General features: G+C 62.0%; 19 protein-coding genes. 7 read left to right on the top strand and 12 right to left on the bottom strand.

All coding sequences use genetic code 11. The features are described 5' to 3' along the window. The 9 genes from gorA to ACZZZP_RS10655 form a co-directional block, all read right to left on the bottom strand. Nucleotides 1–1,356, bottom strand: a complete 1,356-nt coding sequence (gorA, locus tag ACZZZP_RS10695; protein WP_122496357.1) for a glutathione-disulfide reductase — start codon at nucleotides 1,354–1,356, stop codon at nucleotides 1–3. A gap of 193 nt (nucleotides 1,357–1,549) precedes the next feature. After that, the gene (gene galU / locus ACZZZP_RS10690) at nucleotides 1,550–2,389 is read right to left on the bottom strand and encodes a UTP--glucose-1-phosphate uridylyltransferase GalU (RefSeq protein WP_122496359.1); all 840 of its coding nucleotides are present in this window, start codon (nucleotides 2,387–2,389) and stop codon (nucleotides 1,550–1,552) included. 47 nt (nucleotides 2,390–2,436) lie between these two features. Then, nucleotides 2,437–3,798, bottom strand: coding sequence for a UDP-glucose dehydrogenase family protein (locus ACZZZP_RS10685; protein WP_463382688.1), 1,362 nt, complete (start codon nucleotides 3,796–3,798; stop codon nucleotides 2,437–2,439). 296 nt (nucleotides 3,799–4,094) lie between these two features. After that, the gene (locus tag ACZZZP_RS10680) at nucleotides 4,095–4,223 is read right to left on the bottom strand and encodes a hypothetical protein (RefSeq protein ID WP_463536511.1); all 129 of its coding nucleotides are present in this window, start codon (nucleotides 4,221–4,223) and stop codon (nucleotides 4,095–4,097) included. A 51-nt stretch (nucleotides 4,224–4,274) separates the two neighbouring features. Next, nucleotides 4,275–5,921 (bottom strand): response regulator, encoded by a 1,647-nt coding sequence (locus ACZZZP_RS10675; protein WP_463382686.1) that lies wholly within the window; start codon nucleotides 5,919–5,921, stop codon nucleotides 4,275–4,277. 10 nt (nucleotides 5,922–5,931) lie between these two features. Beyond that, nucleotides 5,932–6,279, bottom strand: coding sequence for a circadian clock KaiB family protein (locus ACZZZP_RS10670; RefSeq protein WP_463382685.1), 348 nt, complete (start codon nucleotides 6,277–6,279; stop codon nucleotides 5,932–5,934). Beyond that, nucleotides 6,276–6,650 (bottom strand): circadian clock KaiB family protein, encoded by a 375-nt coding sequence (locus tag ACZZZP_RS10665; protein ID WP_463382684.1) that lies wholly within the window; start codon nucleotides 6,648–6,650, stop codon nucleotides 6,276–6,278. The genes ACZZZP_RS10670 and ACZZZP_RS10665 overlap by 4 nt, the downstream gene beginning before the upstream one ends. Next, the gene (kaiC, locus tag ACZZZP_RS10660; RefSeq protein WP_463382683.1) at nucleotides 6,647–8,347 is read right to left on the bottom strand and encodes a circadian clock protein KaiC; all 1,701 of its coding nucleotides are present in this window, start codon (nucleotides 8,345–8,347) and stop codon (nucleotides 6,647–6,649) included. The genes ACZZZP_RS10665 and kaiC overlap by 4 nt, the downstream gene beginning before the upstream one ends. 186 nt (nucleotides 8,348–8,533) lie before the next feature. After that, nucleotides 8,534–9,460 carry a pyridoxal-phosphate dependent enzyme gene (locus tag ACZZZP_RS10655; RefSeq protein WP_463382682.1) on the bottom strand — a complete coding sequence of 309 codons (927 nt, stop codon included), beginning with the start codon at nucleotides 9,458–9,460 and terminating at the stop codon, nucleotides 8,534–8,536. A gap of 169 nt (nucleotides 9,461–9,629) precedes the next feature. Between ACZZZP_RS10655 and ACZZZP_RS10650 the strand changes: the two genes are divergently transcribed. Then, nucleotides 9,630–9,890 (top strand): hypothetical protein, encoded by a 261-nt coding sequence (locus ACZZZP_RS10650; RefSeq protein WP_463382681.1) that lies wholly within the window; start codon nucleotides 9,630–9,632, stop codon nucleotides 9,888–9,890. Here ACZZZP_RS10650 and ACZZZP_RS10645 read toward each other — a convergent pair. After that, nucleotides 9,887–10,987 carry a sigma-54 interaction domain-containing protein gene (locus ACZZZP_RS10645; protein WP_463382680.1) on the bottom strand — a complete coding sequence of 367 codons (1,101 nt, stop codon included), beginning with the start codon at nucleotides 10,985–10,987 and terminating at the stop codon, nucleotides 9,887–9,889. The genes ACZZZP_RS10650 and ACZZZP_RS10645 overlap by 4 nt on opposite strands. Nucleotides 10,988–11,271: 284 nt before the next feature. On the opposite strand from ACZZZP_RS10645, the gene ACZZZP_RS10640 reads away from it, so the two are divergent. The 4 genes from ACZZZP_RS10640 (at nucleotide 11,272) to ACZZZP_RS10625 (ending at nucleotide 16,678) form a co-directional block, all read left to right on the top strand. Next, nucleotides 11,272–12,345, top strand: coding sequence for an ABC transporter substrate-binding protein (locus ACZZZP_RS10640; protein ID WP_463382679.1), 1,074 nt, complete (start codon nucleotides 11,272–11,274; stop codon nucleotides 12,343–12,345). Nucleotides 12,346–12,482: 137 nt separating this feature from the next. After that, entirely contained in the window at nucleotides 12,483–13,670 is a 1,188-nt protein-coding gene (locus ACZZZP_RS10635; RefSeq protein ID WP_463536510.1) for an alpha/beta hydrolase family protein, read from the top strand. A 692-nt stretch (nucleotides 13,671–14,362) separates the two neighbouring features. Beyond that, complete coding sequence (locus ACZZZP_RS10630; RefSeq protein WP_463382677.1) at nucleotides 14,363–15,562, top strand: LLM class flavin-dependent oxidoreductase; 1,200 nt, start codon at nucleotides 14,363–14,365, stop codon at nucleotides 15,560–15,562. A 27-nt stretch (nucleotides 15,563–15,589) separates the two neighbouring features. After that, on the top strand, nucleotides 15,590–16,678 hold the full coding sequence (locus ACZZZP_RS10625; RefSeq protein WP_463536509.1) for an LLM class flavin-dependent oxidoreductase: 1,089 nt from the start codon (nucleotides 15,590–15,592) through the stop codon (nucleotides 16,676–16,678). 132 nt (nucleotides 16,679–16,810) lie between these two features. Here ACZZZP_RS10625 and ACZZZP_RS10620 read toward each other — a convergent pair whose 3' ends face one another. After that, on the bottom strand, nucleotides 16,811–17,851 hold the full coding sequence (locus ACZZZP_RS10620) for an ABC transporter substrate-binding protein (RefSeq protein WP_463382675.1): 1,041 nt from the start codon (nucleotides 17,849–17,851) through the stop codon (nucleotides 16,811–16,813). A 274-nt stretch (nucleotides 17,852–18,125) separates the two neighbouring features. On the opposite strand from ACZZZP_RS10620, the gene ACZZZP_RS10615 reads away from it, so the two are divergent. Further along, nucleotides 18,126–19,367, top strand: a complete 1,242-nt coding sequence (locus ACZZZP_RS10615; protein ID WP_463382674.1) for an acyl-CoA dehydrogenase family protein — start codon at nucleotides 18,126–18,128, stop codon at nucleotides 19,365–19,367. Nucleotides 19,368–19,963: 596 nt separating this feature from the next. On the opposite strand, the gene ACZZZP_RS10610 is transcribed toward ACZZZP_RS10615, so the two are convergent. After that, the gene (locus ACZZZP_RS10610) at nucleotides 19,964–20,701 is read right to left on the bottom strand and encodes a class II aldolase/adducin family protein (RefSeq protein WP_463382673.1); all 738 of its coding nucleotides are present in this window, start codon (nucleotides 20,699–20,701) and stop codon (nucleotides 19,964–19,966) included. 300 nt (nucleotides 20,702–21,001) lie between these two features. Here ACZZZP_RS10610 and ACZZZP_RS10605 point away from each other — a divergent pair, with 300 nt between their 5' ends. After that, on the top strand, nucleotides 21,002–22,168 hold the full coding sequence (locus ACZZZP_RS10605) for an LLM class flavin-dependent oxidoreductase (RefSeq protein WP_463382672.1): 1,167 nt from the start codon (nucleotides 21,002–21,004) through the stop codon (nucleotides 22,166–22,168). Nucleotides 22,169–22,179 lie beyond the last annotated feature (11 nt).

Raw genomic sequence — 22,179 nt, 5'->3', positions numbered from 1 at the left:
TCACGCCGGCGTACGCATGGTCACGAATTCTTCCGCGGCGGTCGGGTGCACGCCCATGGTGTCGTCGAAGTGGCGCTTGGTGACGCCCGCTTTCAACGCCACGGCCAGGCCCTGGATGATTTCGCCGGCGTCCGGGCCGACCATGTGACAGCCCAGCACCTTGTCGCTGTCGGCATCGACCACCAGCTTCATAAACGTGCGTTCCTGGTTGGAGGTCAGCACCAGTTTCATCGGGCGGAAGTCGCTTTGGAAAATCACCACCTTGTGGCCGGCATCGCGCGCCTGTTCCTCGGTCATGCCCACTGTTCCGATATTGGGCAGGCTGAACACCGCCGTGGCGATCTGCTGATAATCCACGGGGCGGTACTGCTCCGGCTTGAACAGCCGACGCGCCACGGCCATGCCTTCGGCCAACGCGACCGGTGTGAGCTGCACGCGGCCGATCACATCACCGAGGGCGAGAATCGACGGCTCGGCGGTTTCGTATTCGTCGTTAACGCTGATGAACCCGCGCTCATCGAGCTGCACGTTGGTGTTTTCCAGACCGAGGTTGTCGAGCATCGGTCTCCGGCCAGTGGCGTAAAACACGCAGTCGGTTTCCAGCACGCGACCATCTTTGAGCGTGGCGTGCAGGCTGCCGTCGGCTTGCTTGTCGATGCGATCGATGTCGGCGTTGAACTGCAAATTCACGCCGTGCTTGGTCATTTCCTCTTTCAGGTGCTTGCGCACCGCGCCGTCGAAGCCGCGCAGGAACAGGTCACCGCGATACAGCAACGAGGTGTCGGCGCCGAGGCCGTGGAAGATCGAGGCGAACTCGACCGCGATATACCCGCCGCCTACCACCAGCACGCGCTTTGGCAGCTCTTTGAGGAAAAACGCCTGGTTGGAGTTGATCGCATGTTCGTGGCCGGGAATCGGCGGAACCACCGGCCAGCCGCCGGTGGCGACCAGAATATGTTTGGCGCTGAAGGTTTTGCCGTCGACCTCGACGTGGTGCGGGTCGGTAATTTTCGCGTGGGCTTCCAGCACCGTAACGCCGCTGTTCACCAGCAGGTTGCGGTAGATGCCATTGAGGCGTTGGATTTCAGCGTTCTTGTTGCGGATCAGCGTGGGCCAATCGAAGGTCGGCGTGCCATTGAGCGTCCAGCCGTAACCATCAGCTTGTTCGAACTCATCGGAAAAATGCGCGCCGTAAACCAGCAGTTTCTTCGGCACGCAGCCGACGTTGACACAGGTGCCGCCCAGGTAACGGCTTTCGGCGACGGCTACCCGCGCGCCAAACCCTGCAGCGAACCGCGCCGCACGCACGCCACCGGAACCGGCGCCAATCACGAAGAGGTCGAAATCGTAAGTCATGCAAATCTCCTTAGCTGGCGGGCAGCATAGCGCAAAGCGCCCGCCGAGCGCCTGTAGGAGCGGCTTTAGCCGCGATGGTTTTGGGGTTCACAAGCATCGCGGCTAAAGCCGCTCCTACAAAAAACCGGGCTGGATTTTCGAGTACAAAAAAAAGCCACCTCACGGTGGCCTTTTTTTACAACACAGCTTCGGCTTAATAAGCCTTGCCGGTCTTGTAGAAGTTTTCGAAGCAGAAGTTGGTGGCGTCGATGTAACCCTCGGCGCCGCCGCAGTCGAAACGCTGGCCTTTGAATTTGTAAGCCAGAACGCAACCGTCCTGGGCTTGCTTCATCAGCGCGTCGGTAATCTGGATTTCGCCGCCTTTGCCTGGCTCGGTTTCTTCGATCAACTTGAAGATGTCCGGGGTCAGGATGTAGCGGCCGATGATGGCAAGGTTCGACGGAGCGTCTTCTGGTTTCGGTTTCTCGACCATGCTGTTAACACGGTAGATGTCGTCACGAATCATCTCGCCGGAAATAACGCCGTACTTGGACACTTCGTCCTGCGGCACTTCCTGAATCGCTACGATCGAGCAGCGGAACTGGTTGTACAGCTTGACCATCTGGGTCAGTACGCCGTCGCCATCGACGTTTACGCACAGGTCGTCTGCCAGTACCACGGCGAACGGTTCGTCACCGATCAGCGGGCGGCCAGACAGAATCGCGTGGCCCAGGCCTTTCATTTCAACCTGACGGGTGTAAGAGAAGCTGCAGTTGTCGATCAGGCGGCGGATGCCGACCAGGTATTTTTCTTTGTCGGTGCCTTTGATCTGGTGTTCCAGCTCGTAGCTGATGTCGAAGTGGTCTTCCAGGGCGCGCTTGCCACGGCCAGTAACGATGGAGATCTCCGAAAGCCCGGCTTCCAGCGCTTCTTCAACGCCGTACTGAATCAGCGGCTTGTTCACCACCGGCAGCATTTCCTTGGGCATGGCCTTTGTTGCTGGTAGGAAACGGGTACCGTAACCAGCAGCCGGGAACAAGCATTTCTTGATCATGTGAGTCCTTGAAAGAAGGGTCATACCGTTAGTGCCGCGCAGTCTAATCAGGCGGCACTCGCCTTACAATGGCCCGCCACAGGGCGGCCAATGCCACGATAGAGAAACCCTAGCGCAGATAGTTCCAACGAATCGTAAATATTGCGTCCATCGAACACGGCCGGCATGCGCATCAAACCGCGAATACGACGGAAATCGGGCTGGCGGAACTGCTTCCATTCCGTCACCAACACCAGCGCGTCCGCGCCTTCCACCGCCGAATAAGGGGACTCGCTGAGCTGCAACTGACCATTGGCGAGCGCCTGCGGGTAACGCGCCGCCACCGCTTTGCAGGCCACCGGGTCGCAGGCTTGAACACGCGCCCCGGCGGCCAGCAAGGCATCGAGCAACACCAGGCTGGGAGCCTCGCGTAAATCGTCGGTGCCCGGTTTGAATGCCAAGCCCCACAGCGCCACCACCCGCCCCTGCAAATAGCCGTTGAAGTGGTCGTACAACGCTTCGAACAACAAGGTTTTCTGCACCGCGTTGCGCGCCTCCACCGCACGCAAGATTGCCGGTTCGAAACCGTTCTGCTCGGCCGTGTGGATCAGCGCTTTAACATCTTTGGGGAAACACGAACCGCCGTAGCCGCAGCCGGCGTAGATAAAGTGCGTGCCAATGCGCTTGTCACTGCCGATGCCACGGCGCACCTGTTCGATGTCGACATCCAACAGGCCGCATAACCCGGCCATCTCGTTGATAAAAGAAATCTTGGTCGCCAGAAAGGCATTGGCGGCGTACTTGCTGAACTCCGCCGCGCGCACCGGCATGCTCAGCACGCGTTCGCTGTTGCGCACGAAGGGCGCGTACAGACGACGCAGCAACGCTTCGCTGGCAGCATCGCTGCAACCCAGCAGCACGCGGTCCGGGCGCATGAAATCGTCGATGGCCGAGCCTTCTTTCAAAAACTCCGGATTGCTCGCCACGCTCACCTGAAAACCAAGCTGGCGCTGCTGCAACCGCTGGTTAATGAGGTGCTGCACCCGCTCCGCCGTGCCGACCGGCACTGTCGATTTGTTCACCACCAGGCAGGCTTGTCGCAGCGTGGTTCCCAGCTGTTCGGCCACGGCCAGCACATGGCTGAGGTCTGCCGAACCGTCCTCGCCGCTGGGCGTGCCCACGGCAATAAACACCACCGCCGCCCGCGCTACGCCTTCAGCCAGGCGCCGAGTGAAACTCAGCTGGCCGCTGGCCAAATGCGCGGATAACAGCGCTGACAAACCGGGCTCATGAATCGGCACTTCGCCGGCCTGCAACTGCGCCAGGCGCGTGGGATCGGTTTCCACACACACCACGTGATTGCCCATTTCGGCAAAACACGCCGCCGTCACCAACCCCACATACCCCGCGCCGATCACACATAGCTGCATCGCTGCTTCTCCGAATGAGTTACAGCGATTGCAACCAAAAGCAGTGGCAAGCGTGTGACGATCACGCGACAAGCCGGTGACAGCGAAACCTCAGCGGCCGCTCGCGCTGTACCGAACCGTTACCGGGCTGGCGCTGGAACTCCCCTACTCCCGGATATTCGATGCTTTGCTGCACATCGCCGCGAATCTGCGTCGAGCCAGAGCCTTGATAGGTGCTGTTGGAGTTGTAGCGATTATCCGGCACCTGATAACCGCCGTAGCCGCTGCTGCCCTCTTGCCGGCTGGACTCGCTGATACTAGCCGCTGGCGCCAGGGCTGACGTAGGTGCGGGTGATGGTGCGCTGCTGACCGACGATTTCGGCAGCGAGCGTCACCTGCGCGCTCAAGCCAGCCACCAGCAACACACTGAGCACTAAACGGTGCATGTGGAAACCTCCACGCATGGGTTGGACGTCCATCCTACGGAAAAACATCGGTCAGGAGGGCTCGATGTTTGCGCCCACTACCTGATCCAGCATGTCGCTCAACCGGTCCATGGTGAACGGTTTGCGCAACACGGTCGCACTGCTGCCCACCGCCGCCTGCAGCTGTGCGGTGTCGGAAAAGCCGCTGATGAAAATGATCGGCAAGTGTGGGTATTTCTCCAGCAGCAGTTTCGCCACTTCCGCGCCGTTAAGGTGCGGCATGGCGAAGTCCAGCAGCACCAGATCAGGCATCTGCACGTCGATCAGTTTCAGGCCCGCCAAGCCGCTGCTGGCTTCGCGTACCTGATGGCCGAGGGCTTCGAGCATGTCGACCACAACGCGACGCACGTCGTCGTCATCGTCGATCAGCATCACCTGCTTGCCGCCCTGTTTCAGCGGCTCGTTGGCGGCAGCGGCCGGCACTTCGATCAACGCGCTGTCGCGGGTGTACGGCAAGGTGAGGAACACCTGAGTGCCACAACCCGGCGCCGACACCAGGCGCACCCAGCCGTTGGATTGCTCGACGATGCTCTGCACTTGCGCCAACCCCAGCCCGGTGCCGGCGCCGATGCCCTTGGTGGAAAAGAACGCGTTGAACGCTTTGAGGCGAACGTCTTCGCTCATGCCGACGCCGGTGTCCGCCACGCAAATCTGCATGACGCCGTACGGTGCGCCTTCCACCGGTTCGGGATGATGCTGGGTGGTGATGTTCAGCGAACCGCCGCTTGGCATGGCGTCGCGGGCGTTGAGCGCCAGGTTGAGGATGGCCAGCTCCAGCTGCGTGGGGTCGCTAAGCACGTAGTGCTCGCACGGTTCCAGGTTCAAGCGGATGCGTACCGTGGTGCCGATGGTGCGCACCAGCAGGTCGGTCATGTCGCGAATCACCGAATTGATGCGCAGCGGTTGCAGTTCGAGTTTTTGCGAGCGCGAGAACGCCAGCAACTGGGCGGTGAGCTTGGCGCCACGGTCGGCGGCTTTGAGTCCGGCCTCGGTCCAGCGCACGACTTTTTCCGAAGTCGGCCGGCGCGCGATCAGGTCCAGGCTGCCTTTGATGCCTTGCAGCAGGTTATTGAAGTCATGCGCCAGGCCGCCAGTGAGTTGCCCCACCGCTTCCATTTTTTGCGCTTGGCTCAGGCGTGCTTCCAGCAAGCGACGCTCGGTGAGGTCGGTGACCACGCCGCAGATAATCGGCTCCTCGCTGCTGTCCAGCGCCAAGGCGCGGAATGACAGGTAAGCGGGCGTCACTTGATCGTCGGCGGCCAGCAAATTGAATTCGCTGCGCACCGCTTCTTCGGCACTGTTGGCAATAAAGCGGCGGAAGCGCTCGCGCTCGGCGGGCGCGACGAAGTCAGCGAAATCGTGGGCCACTACTTTTTCCAGCGGCCGGCGCACCATCTCGCCGAGGCGCTCGTTGCCATACAGCACGAAGCCGTCGCGCGATAACGTCACCGCGCCTTCCTGCATTTGCTCGACCAGGGTGCGATACGGCCGGTCGGCGCTTTCCAGGGTGTACACACTCACCGCTTCGCCGGTGTCGATAAACAGCGCGTCCACCGCGCCGGTGCGAATGGCTTCGAGGGTGTCCTCGGCTTCGCGCAGTTTGTCGCTCAGCTGCTTGATGTATTGCTCGTCGGTCAGCCCTATGGCGCGTTCGATCATCGGCAATCCCTCACTCAATACCGAGCGCGCTACGCAAGGTAGCGGTGTCGGACAGGTCGCCGATAAGCAACCGCACCGGCAGCGGTTTGAGCTTCAGCAACGTGGGCACCGCGATAATTTGCGCTTCGCGCGCCGCGCTCGGGTTCTGGTAGATATCGACGACCTCCAATGAATAAGCGCCAGGCAAGTGGGTGTCGCACAGCGCTCTCAGATTGGTGATGGCTCGCGTGGAACGGGCGGTGCTGCCAGACACATACAAACGCAGCTCCAAGCACTCCCCCGCTTGCGTCGAGCCTTCGGGCAGTTGCGCAGTCGCCGAGGCAACCGGCGGTTGTTCAGGTGGCGGTGTAAAACTCAATTGACTGGCTCTGGGCGGATATCCAGGCCGACAAGCACTTTGTCGGTGTTGGACAGGTCACCAATAATTTTCACCAGCGGCGTAGGCAGATGCCGCACCAAAGTCGGCAGCGCCAGAATTTGATCGCCTGCTGCCAGTTGTGGGGTGACGCGCAAGTCGATCACTTCAATGGAATACACGCCCGACAGGTACTCCTCGCAAATGCGCTGCAAGTTGCGCAAGGCGGTCACCGACTTCGGCGTTTGCCCGGCGATGTACAGGCGCAGGGCGTAATGCCCCGGTTGCCCGACAGCGTTGGGGTCGATGGCCGGCGTGGTGGCGGTGCCCGATACGGTGTGCGAGTCGGGATCGTGCAAATCAGGGGTGGTCATTCGAGAACTCCTCGTGCTCGGGCCAACTGCCGACGAATCTCATCATCGCTTTGCAATTGGCTGATTTCATCGTCGTCTAGCAGCGAGTCCTCTTCCTCTCGAGCTTCCAGGGCGGCGCGCATCTCGGCAATTTTGCGTTCCAACTCATCGCGGCTTTTCTGCTTCCCGCGCAGGCGCTGCTCGTTCAGTTTCTGACGCAACTCCACGGCGCGGCGTTCACGGGCTTCGTGACTCATGCGCGCGGAACCGGTCAACACCCCTTTGGGGCTGATATACGGCGTCACCAACGTGATGCCGCGGTGGTTGATGTGGTATTCGCGCACTTGGTTCGAGTGACCCATACCACGGGCCTTGAGCACATACAGCAAGCGGTTGTACTCGCCGTCGGCCTCTACGCTGGACAGCGAAACCCAGGCGTCCATTAGCGAGGAAATGGCGCGATCCAAGCCCGCCCGGGTGGTTTTCGCATCGCTCAAGCTGGTGAACACCGTGGTGATGTTGCGCTGCTTGAGCAGATCGACCAGGCGCAACAGCGTCGCGTGCACTTCCGACTGCGGCCCGTGGAACGCGGAAATCGGATCGACTACTACGTTGTGCGGTTTGAACTCGACGATTTCCCGGTACATGCGCGCCAAATGGACTTCCAGGCCGAACAGGCTCGGACGTGTGGACTCCACGCGCAGCAGCCCGCTATCGATGTAGCTCTTCAGTTCCAGGTTCACCGAGCCCAGGTTACGCAGCAGTTGGCTTTCCCCTTCCTCAAAGGAGAACAGCAGGCAGCGCTCGCCGCGCAGGCAACTGGCGTGAATAAAACTCGCAGCAAAGGTGGTTTTACCCGTGCCGGCCAAGCCAGTCACCAGCACGCTGGAGCCACGGTAATAACCACCGCGCTCAAGCATCTGGTCCAGGCCTTCGATGCCAGTCGGCACGATGTCTTCCGGCGCGTCGTGATCCAGCCCGGCGGCGGTGATGGGCATCACCGTCAGACCCTGCGCGTCGATAAAGAATGGGTATTCGTTGGTGCCGTGGGACGAACCGCGGTATTTGACGACCCGCAGACGGCGCGTAGTGATCTGATCGGCCACGCGGTTATCGAGCAGAATTACGCAATCGGACACGTATTCCTCGATGCCATAACGGGTCAGCAGGCCATCACCGCGTTCGCCGGTCACCACCGCCGTCACGCCGCGCTCTTTGAGCCAATAAAATAACCGGCGCAGCTCGGCGCGCAGCACCGCGGTGTCTTTGAAACTGCTAAACAGCGCCTCGATGGTGTCGAGCACCACGCGTTTGGCGCCGATGCTGTCGATGGCATAGCCCAGGCGCACAAACAGGCCTTCGAGGTCGTACTCGCCGGTTTCCTCGATCTCGCTGCTGTCGACGTACACGTGATCAATGACCATCAGCTTTTGGTCCACCAACCCTTGCAGGTCGTAGTCCAGCGAGCCGACGTTTTCCATCAGGTCTTGCGTGCGTTCTTCGAAACTCATGAACACACCGGGCTCGCCGAACTGCAGCGCGCCGTTCACCAGAAAGCTCATGGCGAACAGCGTCTTGCCGCAGCCGGCAAAACCGCACACCAGGCTCGGCCGGCCCTGCGGCAGACCGCCCAGGGTAATTTCATCGAAACCGGCAATGCCGGTGGCGGATTTTTTCAGTGCGGCAATGTGCGAAGAGGCATGGGGCTTCTCGGCCAATTGAGGTCACCTTTTAAAGTCATGAGTGAGTGCTGGATGCCCGTCACGGCATCAAGCGGCTTAATAACTCAGACTACGGTGTGGCGAAAAAGATCGATATTTCATAGCAGTTTGATGGCAAACAGCGGAGCGTCGGCGGCCGGTTAAACGCCGTAAAAGCCCCGCCGCTTGGGCGTGCCCGTGCAATCAGGCGAGCGTTCTCCGCCACTGCTGAATCTGCTCGAGTGTGGCCGTCGCCCCGCCACAAACGACCACCAATGGCCGCCGAAAATCAGCCAACGCGTCGTGCCCTGGCACGTTGTACAACGTAGCCAAGGCGGCACCGCAAGCCGGTTCGACCAACACGCGATGATCATGCAGAAACTGCTCGCAGGCGCTCAACGCTTGCGCGTCGGTCACCGTGGCGCAGCGGATGTCGTGGCGTCCGGTAATGGCGAACGCGTTTTCACACACCGCTTTGGCGCCCAGCGAGGTGGCGATGCTGGTGATGGCCGGCAATTCCACGCGCCGGCCAGCGGCGACCGACTGCGCCAGGGAATCCGCGCCGAGGGTTTCCACCGCCACCACCGGCACCTGGCTGCGCCCGTTGCGCTGCAAACCCGCGACCACGCCAGAGAGCAAACCACCGCCGCCCACGGCGACGATGACTGCGTCGAAATCGACGCCGGCTGCCACCACCTCGTCGATCAGGCTGCCGTGGCCCGCCCACATTTCGGCGTTGTCGAATGGATGGATAAACGCGCTGTGTTCATCCAGCAGCGACTGCGCCAACGCGCTGGCTTCCATCCACGACGCGCCGTGCACGATGACCTCGGCGCCTTCCTGCTCGATCAGCGCTTTGGCGCGTGCGGTGGTGGTTTCAGGAACGACAACGGTGACCGGAATATTCAACTGCCGCCCAGCGTAGGCCGCCGCGATGCCGGCGTTGCCGCCCGAAGACGACACAAAGCGACGCTTGCCTTGCTTTGCGTAGGTTTCGCACACCGCGCCAATACCACGAATCTTGAACGAGCCCACCGGCTGCGCGGCTTCCAACTTGAGCCACACGGTTTTATTGGTGAGCACGCTCAATGGGCGCGATTGCAACAAAGGCGTTTGGATGTGCAGCGGCATAGCGAACCTCAAGCGGCGTCAAATCAGAGCGCGTCATGCTACTCGACTCCGTCGGCCCTCAGTCTTCAGCCCGCAATTGGCACAAACGCCCTACAGATAGCGCGTGCACACTAGTGGCGCTATGCCATATTCTTGCCTCCATCTCATACGGGCAAGCAAGGACGTCGAAGTGAAACGAATCAAGGAATGGCTCAGTCACGCCGTACGCTTTACTGCTCGACCGCTTCCCGCGTACCGAGACGAAACAGAACGTCAGCACTTTGACCAAGACTGCATCAATACCCTGGGCTACAAGGGCGACGAACTGGTGATGCTCACCGAGCATGACCTGTTCAAAATCTGGCGAGCCGGCGCGCAACGCGCCCAGCTAGAAGCGCAGCAGGCACTCGCCGAGTCGCCAATGCCTGCCCCAATCCGCTGCGCCAGTTAACCCAAGCTTCCCAAACGCGGTGCCGAAGGCGCGATCTCGCCGATTTTCTCCAACCGGGCGCGCACGATATTGCGGCTGATGTTCAGCAGCCGCCCGGTTTGTAGCTGGTTGCCATGGCAAAAGCGGTAAGCGGTGCGGAACACGGTTTCTTCGATGTGCTCGTACAAGTCCGGCAGGTTTTGCTCAAACAGTTCGATCAATGCGGCTTCCAGATCCGCCGGTCCAGCGGCCAGCGGTGCCGGGCTTTGGTTGAGCGCAGCCGCGGGCGCTGCCTCGTGGCGAATGCCGGCAGAGCGCATGTCCACTAGGTGCAAATCATTGGGCTGCACGCGCTCGTTGCGGCATACCAGCAACGCGTGGTGAATGGCGTTTTCCAACTCACGGATATTGCCCGGCCAGCTGTGATTGAGCAGCTTGCGTTCAGCCTCTTCGCTCAGGCTGGCGCGCTTGTAGCCCAGGCGTTGGCAGTGTTCTTCCATGAAAAATTCGGCCAACGGCATGATGTCGCCGGGGCGTTCGCGCAGCGGCGGCAGGCGGATGGTGGCGACGTGAAGGCGGTAGAACAAATCTTCCCGGAAATGCCCGGCCACCACGGCATCGGCGAGGTTGACGTTGGTGGCCGCCACCAGCCGCACGTTGATGGGAATCGGGGTGCGCGAGCCCAAGCGCACCACTTCACGCTCCTGCAATACGCGCAGTAATTTCACCTGCATATTCAGTGGCAGGTCGCCGATCTCATCGAGAAACAGCGTGCCGCCCTTCGCCGCTTCGAACCAGCCAGCCTTGCTGCTGGTGGCGCCGGTGAACGCGCCTTTTTCATGGCCGAACAGTTCGCTTTCCACCAGGGTTTCGGCGAAGGCACCGCAGTTCACCGCCACAAAAGGTTCCTTGCTGCGGTTGCTGAGGTTATGGATATGCCGTGCCACCAGTTCTTTGCCGGTGCCGGTCTCGCCAATGATCAAGGCATTGGCTTCACTCGGCGCCAGACGTTCGATGCGGCTGAGCAGTTCTTGCGAGCGCGGGTCTTTGAACACCAGCACGGTGGCACGGACCGATTTGGTCAGTTCGCGGGCATTGGGATGGGTGAGCAACGACATAGGACATACCTGTCAGGCAAAGGGCGCTGGCGGCAATCATGCACGAAGGCGGCATAGATAAAAAAAATTATTAATTCATCTTTATATATTCGTTTTGTTTCTATGCCTTCGCCCTGCTGCTCCAGCAGCAACGGGGCAGCAATCGTTGCGGGCGCATCAGCATCAAACGCCGCTGCAACCCACGCTCTTGCGCTTCAGGCCAGGTATTGCGGGGCTTGCAGCGCCTGGCATGCAAACTGCTCTCTGCCAATAAAGCGCGGATGTTCCGCCCACAGGAGAGCGACATGAACAGACTTTGGCGTAACGGCCTCGCGGCGCTGGCCACCCTGGCGTTTAGCCTGGGCGCCGTGGCGGCGGACACACCCAGCTCGGTAAAAATCGCCATCGTGGCGTTTACCCAAGGCGGCAAGCCGACCTTCGGCGGCATCGCCGGCCGGGTGATCGAAGACGGTTGGCTGGAACAGGAACTGGCCAAGCAGGGCATCAAACTCGACTGGATCGCCCTGCCCCACGCCGGCGCCGGTCCGCAAATCAACGAAGGTTTCACCAACAACAGCATCGACTTCGCGGTACGCGGCGATCTGCCCTCGGTCATCGGCGGCGCAGGCGGTGTGCCGGGCAAACTGATCGTGCCCGGCGGCAGCGGCAATAACGTGTACCTGGTGGTGCCGGCCAACTCCACCGCAACGAGCATCGAAGACCTCAAAGGCAAACGCGTTGCCCTGCACCGTGGCCGGCCCTGGGAGTTTGCCTTCACCAACTTTCTGGCCAGCAAACACCTCGGCCTGAACGACTTCAAAATCGCCAACCTCAACCCGCAAGTAGGTGCCGCCGCCGTGTCGGCCGGCAAGGTCGATGCAGCGGTTCTGCTCAGCGAGGCCTACGCGCTGGAGGACAAAGGCGTCGGCAAAATCATTTGGTCGACCAAGCAGGGCGACAATTCGTGGCGCCTGGTCTCGGACCTGTGGGGCACCGACGATTTTATCCAGCGCTACCCCGACGTCACCCAACTGCTGGCCACCGCCTGGATCAAAGCCGCCTGGTGGATTTCCCAGGAGCAAAACCGCGACGCCTACTACGCGCTGTCATCGCGTGCCGGCACCGCCGAAAGCGTGCTGCGCCGCGACGACCAGGGCGACCCGGTGCCGTGGAAGGAACGCTGGGCGCCGCGCAGCAACGCGCAACTCAGCGCCCATTACCAAGCGCTGGCGCACTACGCCTACGAGAACAGACTGATCCGCGAGGAAGTGGACCTGAGCAAATCGTTCGACACCCACTTCACCAACCAGGCCCTCATCGACCTGCACCTGGAAGACTACTGGCCGAGCCTGAAAGCCCAAGTCAGCAGCAACCCGTAACCCGGCTGGCCACGGCGGGCACTACCTGTGCCTGCCGTGGTGTGCTGCGCTTTTCCCCTTCGAAAACAGGAAACTCTTATGAAACTGCCACGCCCACTCGCGCGCGCAGGGCCCCGTTCGCCCTTGCACTTAGCGCTTTGTCGTTCACCGCCCTGGCTGAAACCCATGCACCGACCCCCAACCCGCTGCAAGGCGATGGCCGTGTGTCGCCGTTCTACACCTGGGAAAAAGCCATTCCGGCCACGCCTGGCAAACTGCTGCGCAGCGAACCGTTGGACGCCACCTTGAGCCTCGCTGGCGCCGCCAGCCAGCAACGCGTGCTGTACACCTCCACCGACGGCATCGACGGCAAAACGCCGATCGTGGTCTCGGGTGCGCTATTCCTGCCCAAAGGCAAAGCTCCGGCTGGCGGTTGGCCGGTGGTGTCGTGGGGCCACGGCACCGTGGGTGTAGCGGATGTATGCGCACCCTCGTGGCAGGGCCGCTCGATTCGCGACGTCAACTACCTCAACGCCTGGTTGAAAGAAGGCTACGCCGTGGTTGCCACCGATTACCAAGGCCTGGGTGTGCCGGGCGGCCACCCGCTGCTCAACAGCCGCGCCGCTGCCTACGGCATTCTCGACGCCGCCAAAGCCGTGGTGAACGGCACCCAGGGCCTGGCCAACAAGGTGCTGATTGTTGGCCAATCGCAAGGCGGAGCTGGCGCGTTTGCCGCCGCCACGTACGCCCCGGCGTACACGCCTGATCTCGGCGTAAAGGGCACCATCGCCACCGGCGTGATCTACAAAATCACCGACAGCAAAAACCGCCCCGCCAAAGACCCTAACAAGGTCGACGAAACCATCGCCTACAGCTTCTACACCCAGCTGGCCCAGCAACAATACGACCCCAGCATCACCCCGGCCGACTACTTCGCCGACGAAGCACTGCCGCTGGTTGAACAGGCACGTACCAGCTGCCTGTTCGCCCTGGAAGGCGACACCGTGTTCACCGGCCGCACGCCGGCCAACACCCAGAAAAAACCAAGCCCGCAAGCGGCCGCAAAACTGAAACCCTGGGTGCAAGCCATCGACTTCCCCACCCTGAAGGCGCCGCAACCGATCTTTATCGGCGCCGGCCAAACCGACCCCAGCACCACGGCCGCCAGCCAAAGCGCACTGTCCAAAGACGCCTGCGCAGCGGGCAGCATTATCGAGGCCCACGTGTATGCCGGGCTTGAACACAGCGGCACGGTAAACGCCTCGCTGAAAGACTCCATCCCGTTTGCCCGCAAGGTGCTCAATGGCGAGAAAATCACACCGATTTGTGATCCGACGCCGCAGTAAAAACTCGTCATTGAGGGTTGCAGGAATTCGCGGTTAAAACTGGCCCTGTGGGAGCGGCTTTAGCCGCGATGCTTTTCAGCCAGAGGTGAGCCAATCACCGTTCGACTCTAGATTCTGGATCCCCGCTTTCGCGGGGATGACGGATGTTTTTGGTTAGATATGCGGCCCAACATGGCCTCGCCGCCGTGAAAACCGGCATCGAAGTTTGCAGGAAATCGCGGCTAAGGCCGCTCCCACAGGTTGTGCGGTCCTGTGGGAGCGGCTTTAGCCGCGATGCTTTTCAGCCAAAGGTGAGCCAATCACCGTGTTCGACTCTAGATTCTGGATCCCCGCGTGCGCGGGGATGACGGATGTTTTCGGTTGGATTTGCGGCCCAACATGGCCTCGCCGCCGTGAAAACCGGCATCGAAGTTTGCAGGAAATCGCGGCTAAAGCCGCTCCCACAGGTTGTGCGGTCCTGTGGGAACGGCCGGGCGGCGATCCGCTTTAGCCGCGATGTTTTTGATCTCACGCTACACCTGCTGCCCCACTGCTTCTCCAGCAACACCCCCCTGCCCGCCGCCCAGCACCTCTCTACACTCAATCCCCGCCAGCCCAGACCAGCCGGGCCTTTCAGGCACCTGGCGCGAAACCTGCTCAACCGCCTTACGCCATCGACATTCCAGGTCGATGCCAACTCCATGAGGCCCACTATGAGCATCGAATTTTTCACCCGCCTGCCGCTGCACGGCGAAACCCAGTTCCTGCCGGGCGACCCGCGCAACCGTGGCGATTGGTCCAACAACCCTGCCAGCACCGGCGCGGTGTCGGCCTTCGATGTTGAAGACGATTTCACCTACATCGACTACCTCGCGCAAATCGCCAAAGCGGCGGAAATCAATCGCTTCGGCGGCGTGCTGATGGTCAATGCGCCCGGCGGCGAAGAGCCGTGGACCGTGTGCTCGTTGCTGGTCCGTGAAACCCGCAAGCTGAAGTTCGTGACCGCCTTTCAGCCCTACCACTTCTCGCCCTTTGCCGCGGCGCAAATGGCCGCCACGTACCAGCGCGCTTCGCGCAACCGCTTGGTGTGGAACATCATCAATGGCGGTTCGGAAGTGATTCAGCGCCAGGTCGGCGACTTCACCGAACACGACGACCGTTACCTGCGCGCCAGCGAATTTCTCGATGTGGTCAAAGGCTATTGGCACAACGAAAACTTCCACTACCAGGGCAAGTACTACCAAGCCGAAGGCGGTGGCATGCGCGGCCCGCAAAAGAAGGCCGAACTGCCGTTGATTTGCACCGCCGGTTCTTCCGAAGCCGCGCGTGAACTCGCTGCCAAACACGCCGATTACTACCTGATGCGCGCCGAGCGCCCGGAAGACATTCGCGCGCTGATCGAAGACGTGCGCGCCCGCGCCAAGCAGTACGGCAACGACACCATTCGCTTTGGCCTGTCTATCGACGTGATCACCCGCCCCACCGAAGAAGAAGCCCGCGCCGAGGCCAAACGCTTCTTCGACGAAGGCCTGGCCAAAGGCGTGGTGAAAGCCATTGCCGCCCACTCCGGCCTGCGCTCGGCGCGCAAGTTGAGCTTCGAGCATGAGTACGCCGAGAAAGGCGAAACCCAGGCCTACGACGACTTTTTTATCTACCCCAACGTCTGGTCCGGCTTTGGCTACATCGGCCTGCCGCCGGGCGTGGCGCTGGTTGGCAGCTACGAAAACGTGGTGGCGCGCATTCGCGAGTACAACGCCGTTGGCATCGACCTGTTCTTTCTCGCCGGCTACCCGCACCTGGAAGAAACCTACCGCTTGGGCGAGCACATCCTGCCGCACTTTCGCAGCGAGCGTGCCGCGCTCAGCCGTGGCGCCGACGCGCCGGTCGCGCTGCATTCGGTCAATGGCGCCTGAGCCTGTTACCCACAAGGAGTGTTTGTAATGTCCATTGAATTTGTCGGCATGGTGTTCCCCAGCCAATGGTCCGAAACCAAAGGCGTGCGCAGCGCCGGCTTTGACCTCGACTACCTGCGCCACCACGCCCGCGCCCACGAAAACGCGGGGTTTGATCGGGTGCTGATCGCCAGCGGCCCCGGCGGTGCCGACAGCTTGCAAATCGCCGCCTTCGCCGCCGCGCAAACCGAGCGCCTGGGCTTTATGGTCGCCCACCGTCCGGCCCTCACCTCACCCACCGTGGCGGCCCGAGCATTCGCCACCCTCGACCACACCACCGGCGGCGGGCGCATTCGTTTGCACGCCATCACCGGTATTGCCGCCGAGCCCGGCGAAGGCGATTTTCTGCTGGATAAAACCGAGCGCTACCAGCGCACCGACGAGTACCTGGAGATTGTGCGGCGCACCTGGGCCAGCGAAGAACCGTTCGACTTCGACGGCAAATACTTCCAGATCAAGGGCGCGTTTTCCCCGGTGAAACCGGCCGGAGTTATCCCGATTTCGTTTGGCGGCTCGTCCGATATCGCCTACCAGATCGCAGTGAAACACGCCGATTTGTACGCGTTGTGGGGCGAGCCGCTGACCGGCGTGGCCGAACAAATCGCCAAGCTGCGTGCCGCCGCACAGCACGCCGGCGTGGCCTCGCCACGGGTGAGTTTGTCGGTCCGTTTGATTCTGGGTGCCACCGAAGAACTGGCCTGGGAGCGTGCCAATCAGATTCTGGCGCAGATCAAACAGAACCCGCAGTTCGCCGAAGGCAGCCCCTGGACCAAACGCCTGAAAGGCACCGGCTCCGAACGCCTATTGGCCGCCGCCGCTGCGGGTGATCGCCACGACCGCGCGCTGTGGATGCCAACCGCCACCGCCGTCGGTGCCTACGGCGATACCACGGCCCTGGTCGGCACCCCGGAAACCGTGGCCGAAGCTCTGCTCGACTACGTGGACCTGGGCGTGACCACCTTTCTCAATCGCGGCTACGACCCGTTGTACGACACCGTGGATTACGGCCGCTGGATTATTCCGGCCGTGCGCGAAGAAGCGCAGCGGCGGGCGTTGGCGCGGGTAAAGCGGGCTTGAGGATTGGGGATGCAGCGCCCCTCACCCTAACCCTCTCCCCGGCGGGGCGAGGGGACTAAAAGCAGATCGCGTTTAGCTCCCCTCTCCCCACCGGGGAGAGGGGCTGGGGGTGAGGGCCAGCCCAACGACCATCTACCCCCGCGAATTCAACAACTCGCGCGCCGCCAACAGCGGCCGCTCATCCACCCACTGCGCAATATCAAAATCCCCTTCCAGAAATCCATGCAGGTTCAGAAAGGCTTTCTGAATGCGCAGAAACTCCACCCGCTCAGCCGACAGACTCGGCGCCAGCGAGCGATGGAAGTCGCCGCGATAGGCCTGCGCCACGCCTTCGCGCCCGGCCTTGGTTTCCGCCTGCAAAATGTCGAACAGTGCCTCGCGGTTATCGCGGGCCCAATCGGCGGCGCGCAGGGTTTGCGCGAGGAAGCGCACCACGACATCAAAGTGCGAGTCGAGCAGGTCCTGGTGCACGGTGATCGGCCGCGGCGTGCCGTTGTTGATGCGTTGGCGCGGCTGGGCGATCACGTCCAGATCAATGCCCACCACCAGCCCGAGGCGCCGTGCGGCATCGGCCGCCGAAGCGCCCTTCACATACACGGCGTCGACATTGCCCTGTACCAAATGATCGAGCCCCGACCACAGCCGTTGCAGGTTTTCATTCGACGTGGGCGCACCTTCCTGCGGGGTTAGCGCCACGTCCACCAGCGTCACGTCATCAAAGCCCAGGCCGGCCAATGCCAAGGCGCCTTTGTAACCGTGCAGGCTCATGGCCCGCGCGATGCTGCCGGCGCGGCTGTCGGCCCAAGCGGGCAAAGCCAGGCGCTTGCCCTTGAGGTCGGCGGGGCTGCGAATGCCCGAGTCGGGCCGGACCAGAATGGTTTGCCATTCTTCAATCCAGGTCAGGCCGATCAGGCGACTTGGTGCCCCGGCGGCGCGTGCCGCCAAGGCCGGTACGTTGCCGCCTTCGCGAAACAGGCCGGGCAGGTCGTGATCGTAATGATGACGGCCCAGCTGGCGAGCCTCCTGCAAGGTATCGACGGCCAAGCCGTCAGCGGCAAATTCCTCGCTGAGCCAGCCCAGCTTGTAGGCGATGCCCGATGCGGTCGGCACCGGGCAACGGGTGAACCAGATTTTCTCAAGCGCCGGTGTGGCGGCCAGTGCGGCAATGGACATGGGTAGCTCCTGACATGGGTTGTGCAGGCTTCAGTGCAGCGCCCATGCCAACGCTGTGCGCCGCGCACCACGGGCCATGCGCGGTTGGCGCTGCTGCATCGACAACAGCGCCTGCTGCTGCACAGACAACCGCCCGCGCCGGCCTGCTGCGTGGGCAGCACCTGGCGCTGCTCACAACCACCGCCGCCTGCATCGGCGGGCCATGGCATAGAACCTGCTCTAGCCCTGCCAACAGCGGTGCCGCATTCGGCATCGACCAACCATGAGGTGAGTTATGAGCGAGGCCGAGCGCGCGTTCGCGTCCCCCGAGGCGAGTGCAGTGTTGATCAGTGAGGAACAGGCCATTGCCGTGGCCAAGGAAATCGCCAAGGAAATCGCCGCCATCGCCGCGGACAGCAGCCAGAACGGCCAGCTACCGCGTCGTCAGGCCGACTTGTTGTCCAGCAGCGGCCTGACCGCCATCGGCGTGCCCAAGCAGTTTGGCGGCCTGGGCGCGTCGGTCCAAACCATCGTCGAAACCGTGCGCATCATCTCGGTTGCCGACGGCGGCGTCGGGCAATTGCTGCAAATTCATAACGTCATGCTGCGCGGCATCTTCAGCGGCTACAGCGACGCGGTGCGCGACCGGCTGATCGCCGACGTGCTGGCCGGCAAACGCTTCGGCAACGCCCTGGCAGAAGTCGGCGGCAAGAATAAATTCGCGTTGAAAACCCGCGTGGAACGGCGCGCCGACGGCAAGCTAGTGCTCAACGGCAGCAAGTTCTACTCCACCGGCTCATACCTGGCCGAATGGATTTCCCTCACCGCCGCTTCCGACGACGGCGGCGTGGGCGTGCTGCTGAACCGCAACACACCGGGCCTGACGCTGGTGGACGACTGGGACGCCTACGGACAGAAAAACTCAGTCAGCGGCACGGTGATTTTCGACAACATCGAGCTCGACGAAGCCTACCTCGTCTACCGCCAAGGCCCGATGAAACGCACCGGCCTGACTTTCCCGCAAATTCTCCACGCCGCCATCGACACCGGCATCGCCGCTGGCGCCCTGGACGCGGCCGTGCACTACCTCAACCACCACGCTCGCCCGTGGGTGGAGAGCGGCGTTGAACGCGCCAACGAAGAGCCGCACATCATCAAACAGATCGGCGAATTTGCCGTGGCGCTGCGGGCAGCCGAGTCGCTACTGCGCGACGCCGCGCGGGTGTTCGACCTGCACGAGCAGGACCCGGAGAACAAGGAACTGCAAGACGAACTGATTCTGTCGGTGGCCACCGCACGGGCGCATTCGGACAGCGCTTCGTTGCGTATTTCCAGCGACATCTTTTCCTTGCTCGGGGCCAGTTCATCGCTGAGCAAATGGAACCTCGACCGCTTCTGGCGCAATGCACGTGTGCACACCACGCACGACCCGATTCGCTGGCGTTTGCACCATGTGGGGAATTACTACCTGAACGGGGTTGATCCGGGGGAATACACGGCGATTTTGAATGCCAAGCAGGTGGAGGGGGCTAAGTAGGTTTTGCCTCGAAAAGCATCGCGGCTAAAGCCGCTCCCACAGGTTGTGCCGTCCTGTGGGAACGGCGTGGCGGCGATCCGCGTTAGCCGCGATTCCTTGGAAACGATTGAGCCAGGTCCAGGGCCAACCTACGCGAGCCCGCCAAAAAAACATCCGTCATCCTCGCGAACGCGGGGATCCAGAATTTCAAGCCGGACACGATAGATCGGCGCAGGTATTCATTACCGCACGCGCTGAACGTTTTAGTTTCGCGCCTTACGCGCGAGTCACTTTTAGCATTGCCCTAAAAGTCCAAGGGGACCCGCAGCGCAGCGGAGGGCCAAGGTAGGGGCAAGCTTTTTTTGCTTACTTTTTCATGGTCCGGCATACCGGCGACTGGAAAAAGTGACTCGCGCGTAGGGCGCGAAACAAAAACGTTCAGCGCTCGCGGTAATGAATACCGCCGCCCGAGCCATATGCGTACGACTCAAAACTCTGGATCCCGAATCGTCGGATCCCCGCGTGCGCGAGGATGACAGAGGTTTTTAGCGCGACCGCGTTACGTATGGCCTTGTCCCAAAATCAAAAGCGCGATTCCCTGCAAACACACCTCCCCCTCAAGCCACCTGCTCCAGCAGCTTTTTCCCCTGCGGCCACAGCCCGGTCATTTTCCATTGTTGTTCGAGCACGCCCGGCCCGAATTCTTGCGAGCCGCCGAGGTTTTCGGCCAGGGCCTGGAAGTAGGCGCCCTCTTCGATCAGCAGAATCAGCTTGGCGACCTGAATAACGCTTTCACCCCAGAACGTGGCCCCGCCGTTGGCTTCCAGCAATGCCGGAATGTTGGGGTCGCGATTCAGGGTTTCGACGATAAAGTCCGATTCAATCTGCGTGCGGTCCAGGTACAGCGGCAGTTCACGCGCCAGGGTGACGCGCTGCGAGGCGGCGTAGCGCAGGGGTAATACGCGGTGCGCACCGGCCCAGCCGCCGAGGTACGGCGTGTGTACATGCGCCACCACGTTTACGTCGGCGCGCTCGCGCAGTACCTGGCCGTAGCGCTTGCCGCTGCCGGCTTCTTTGCTGTCGCTCAGGGGCGCGCCGGCGGGTAGCGATTCGTCGAGATACACCACACCGTCGTAGCTGACGACCGACACGCCGATTTTCTGTTCGTCAGCCCACGGGCTCGGCGCGCGCAAGGCGACGACGAGGTCGGTGTCGGGCAAGCGCACGTAGGCTTGCAAGGTGTTGGTGGCGGTCAGCGTGCGGGTTTCCTGGAGCACGCGAAAAGCTTTGGAAAAGTCGCGTTTGGCCTGGGCAACGAAGTCCAGCGGCCCGGCATTGAGTGAAGGTTGGCTCATGGTCGATTCCTGTCGATAACGCCACGCAAACTGTGGCCGTACCACCTACAGAGCAGAACTTGTGCCAGCGGCCAAAACCCTGATTTTACAGGCCTGCCAGCCCATCGCCCCGCTGCGCTGTTGCCTGTCAGACACGCCAGTGCTGCTCGACTGCTGCTCCACCAGCAATCACCGCCCTCGCCGCGCTTTGCCGCACCTTCACCGCCCGAGCCACGGGGCCTGCCGGCTGTTCGACGGGCGTGGCATGGGCGTTGCAATCGTGCTGGCACGACGTCCTTGCGAACATTCTTGGAGCAGCACATGAGCACTGAATTCTTCTGGCGCTTGCCACTGGGCACCGATGGCCCGCAGCTGAGCACCGATAACCACAACCGCGGCGCCCACAGCCATCGCCCCGGCAATATCGCGCCCGGCCGTTTGCCTAACGGCGAGCCGGATGATTTCACCTATATCGATTACATCGCTCAAGTGGCCAAAGCCGCCGAGCTGGCCGGCTTCGAGGGCGCGCTACTGCCCACCGGCCCCGAGCCATGGATCGTGGCCGCCGCGTTGGCCCGCGAGACGCGCCGGATCAAGTTTCTGATCGCCTTCCAGGCCACCTGGACGCTGCCCGCCTACGCCGCTCAACAGGCCGCGATTCTGCAAAACCTCAGCCGTGGCCGCCTGGACTGGAACATCATCACCGGCGGCAACCCGGCCAGCCAACGCGCCAATGGCGACTTCCTCGAGCATGACCTGCGCTACAAGCGCACGGGCGAGTTCCTGGACATCATTCAAGGCCTCTGGGAGAACGACAAATTCTCCTACGAGGGCGATATCTACAAACTCGACAACGGCTCGCTGCCGCCCGGCCTGCATAACGAGCGCAAGCCGGGCGTGTACTTTTCCGGCTTCTCCGACGCGGCGCTGGATGTGGCAGCCAAACACGCTGACGTGTACCTGAACTGGGCCGAGCCGGTAGACAAACTCAAACCGCATATCGAGCGTGTGCGCGAGCTGGCGGATAAACAAGGGCGCACCGTGCGCTTCGGCCTGCGCGTTGACCTGTTTGCCCGCGAAACCGAAGAAGCCGCCTGGCGTGATCTCAAGGCCCAGTACGAGCGCCTGTCTAGCAAAACCAGCGCGCTGATCAAGAACTTCACCAGCGGCTCCGACTCGGTGGGCGCCGCGCGCCAGACCGCCTACCACCAGAACGTCGACCGCTTCGAAGACCTGATTCTGGGGCCGAACCTGTGGGCCGGTTTTGCCAAGGCCAAGCCCGGCCCGACCGTGGGGTTGGTCGGCAGCCACGAGAACATTGCCGAGCGTTTGGTGGAGTACCGCGACGCCGGTTTCTCCACCTTCATTCTCGCCGGCAACCCGCATTTGGAAGAGGCGCTGCGCATTGGTCAGGAGGTGCTGCCGCTGGTGCATCAGCGTCCGGCCGCCGCCAGCCGCACAGATGAAAATGTGCAGGTGCGCGCCTGATGGCCCTCCAT

The sequence above is a fragment of the Pseudomonas sp. AC211 genome (assembly GCF_979258055.1).
This window is presented reverse-complemented; position numbering and strand designations above follow the sequence as displayed.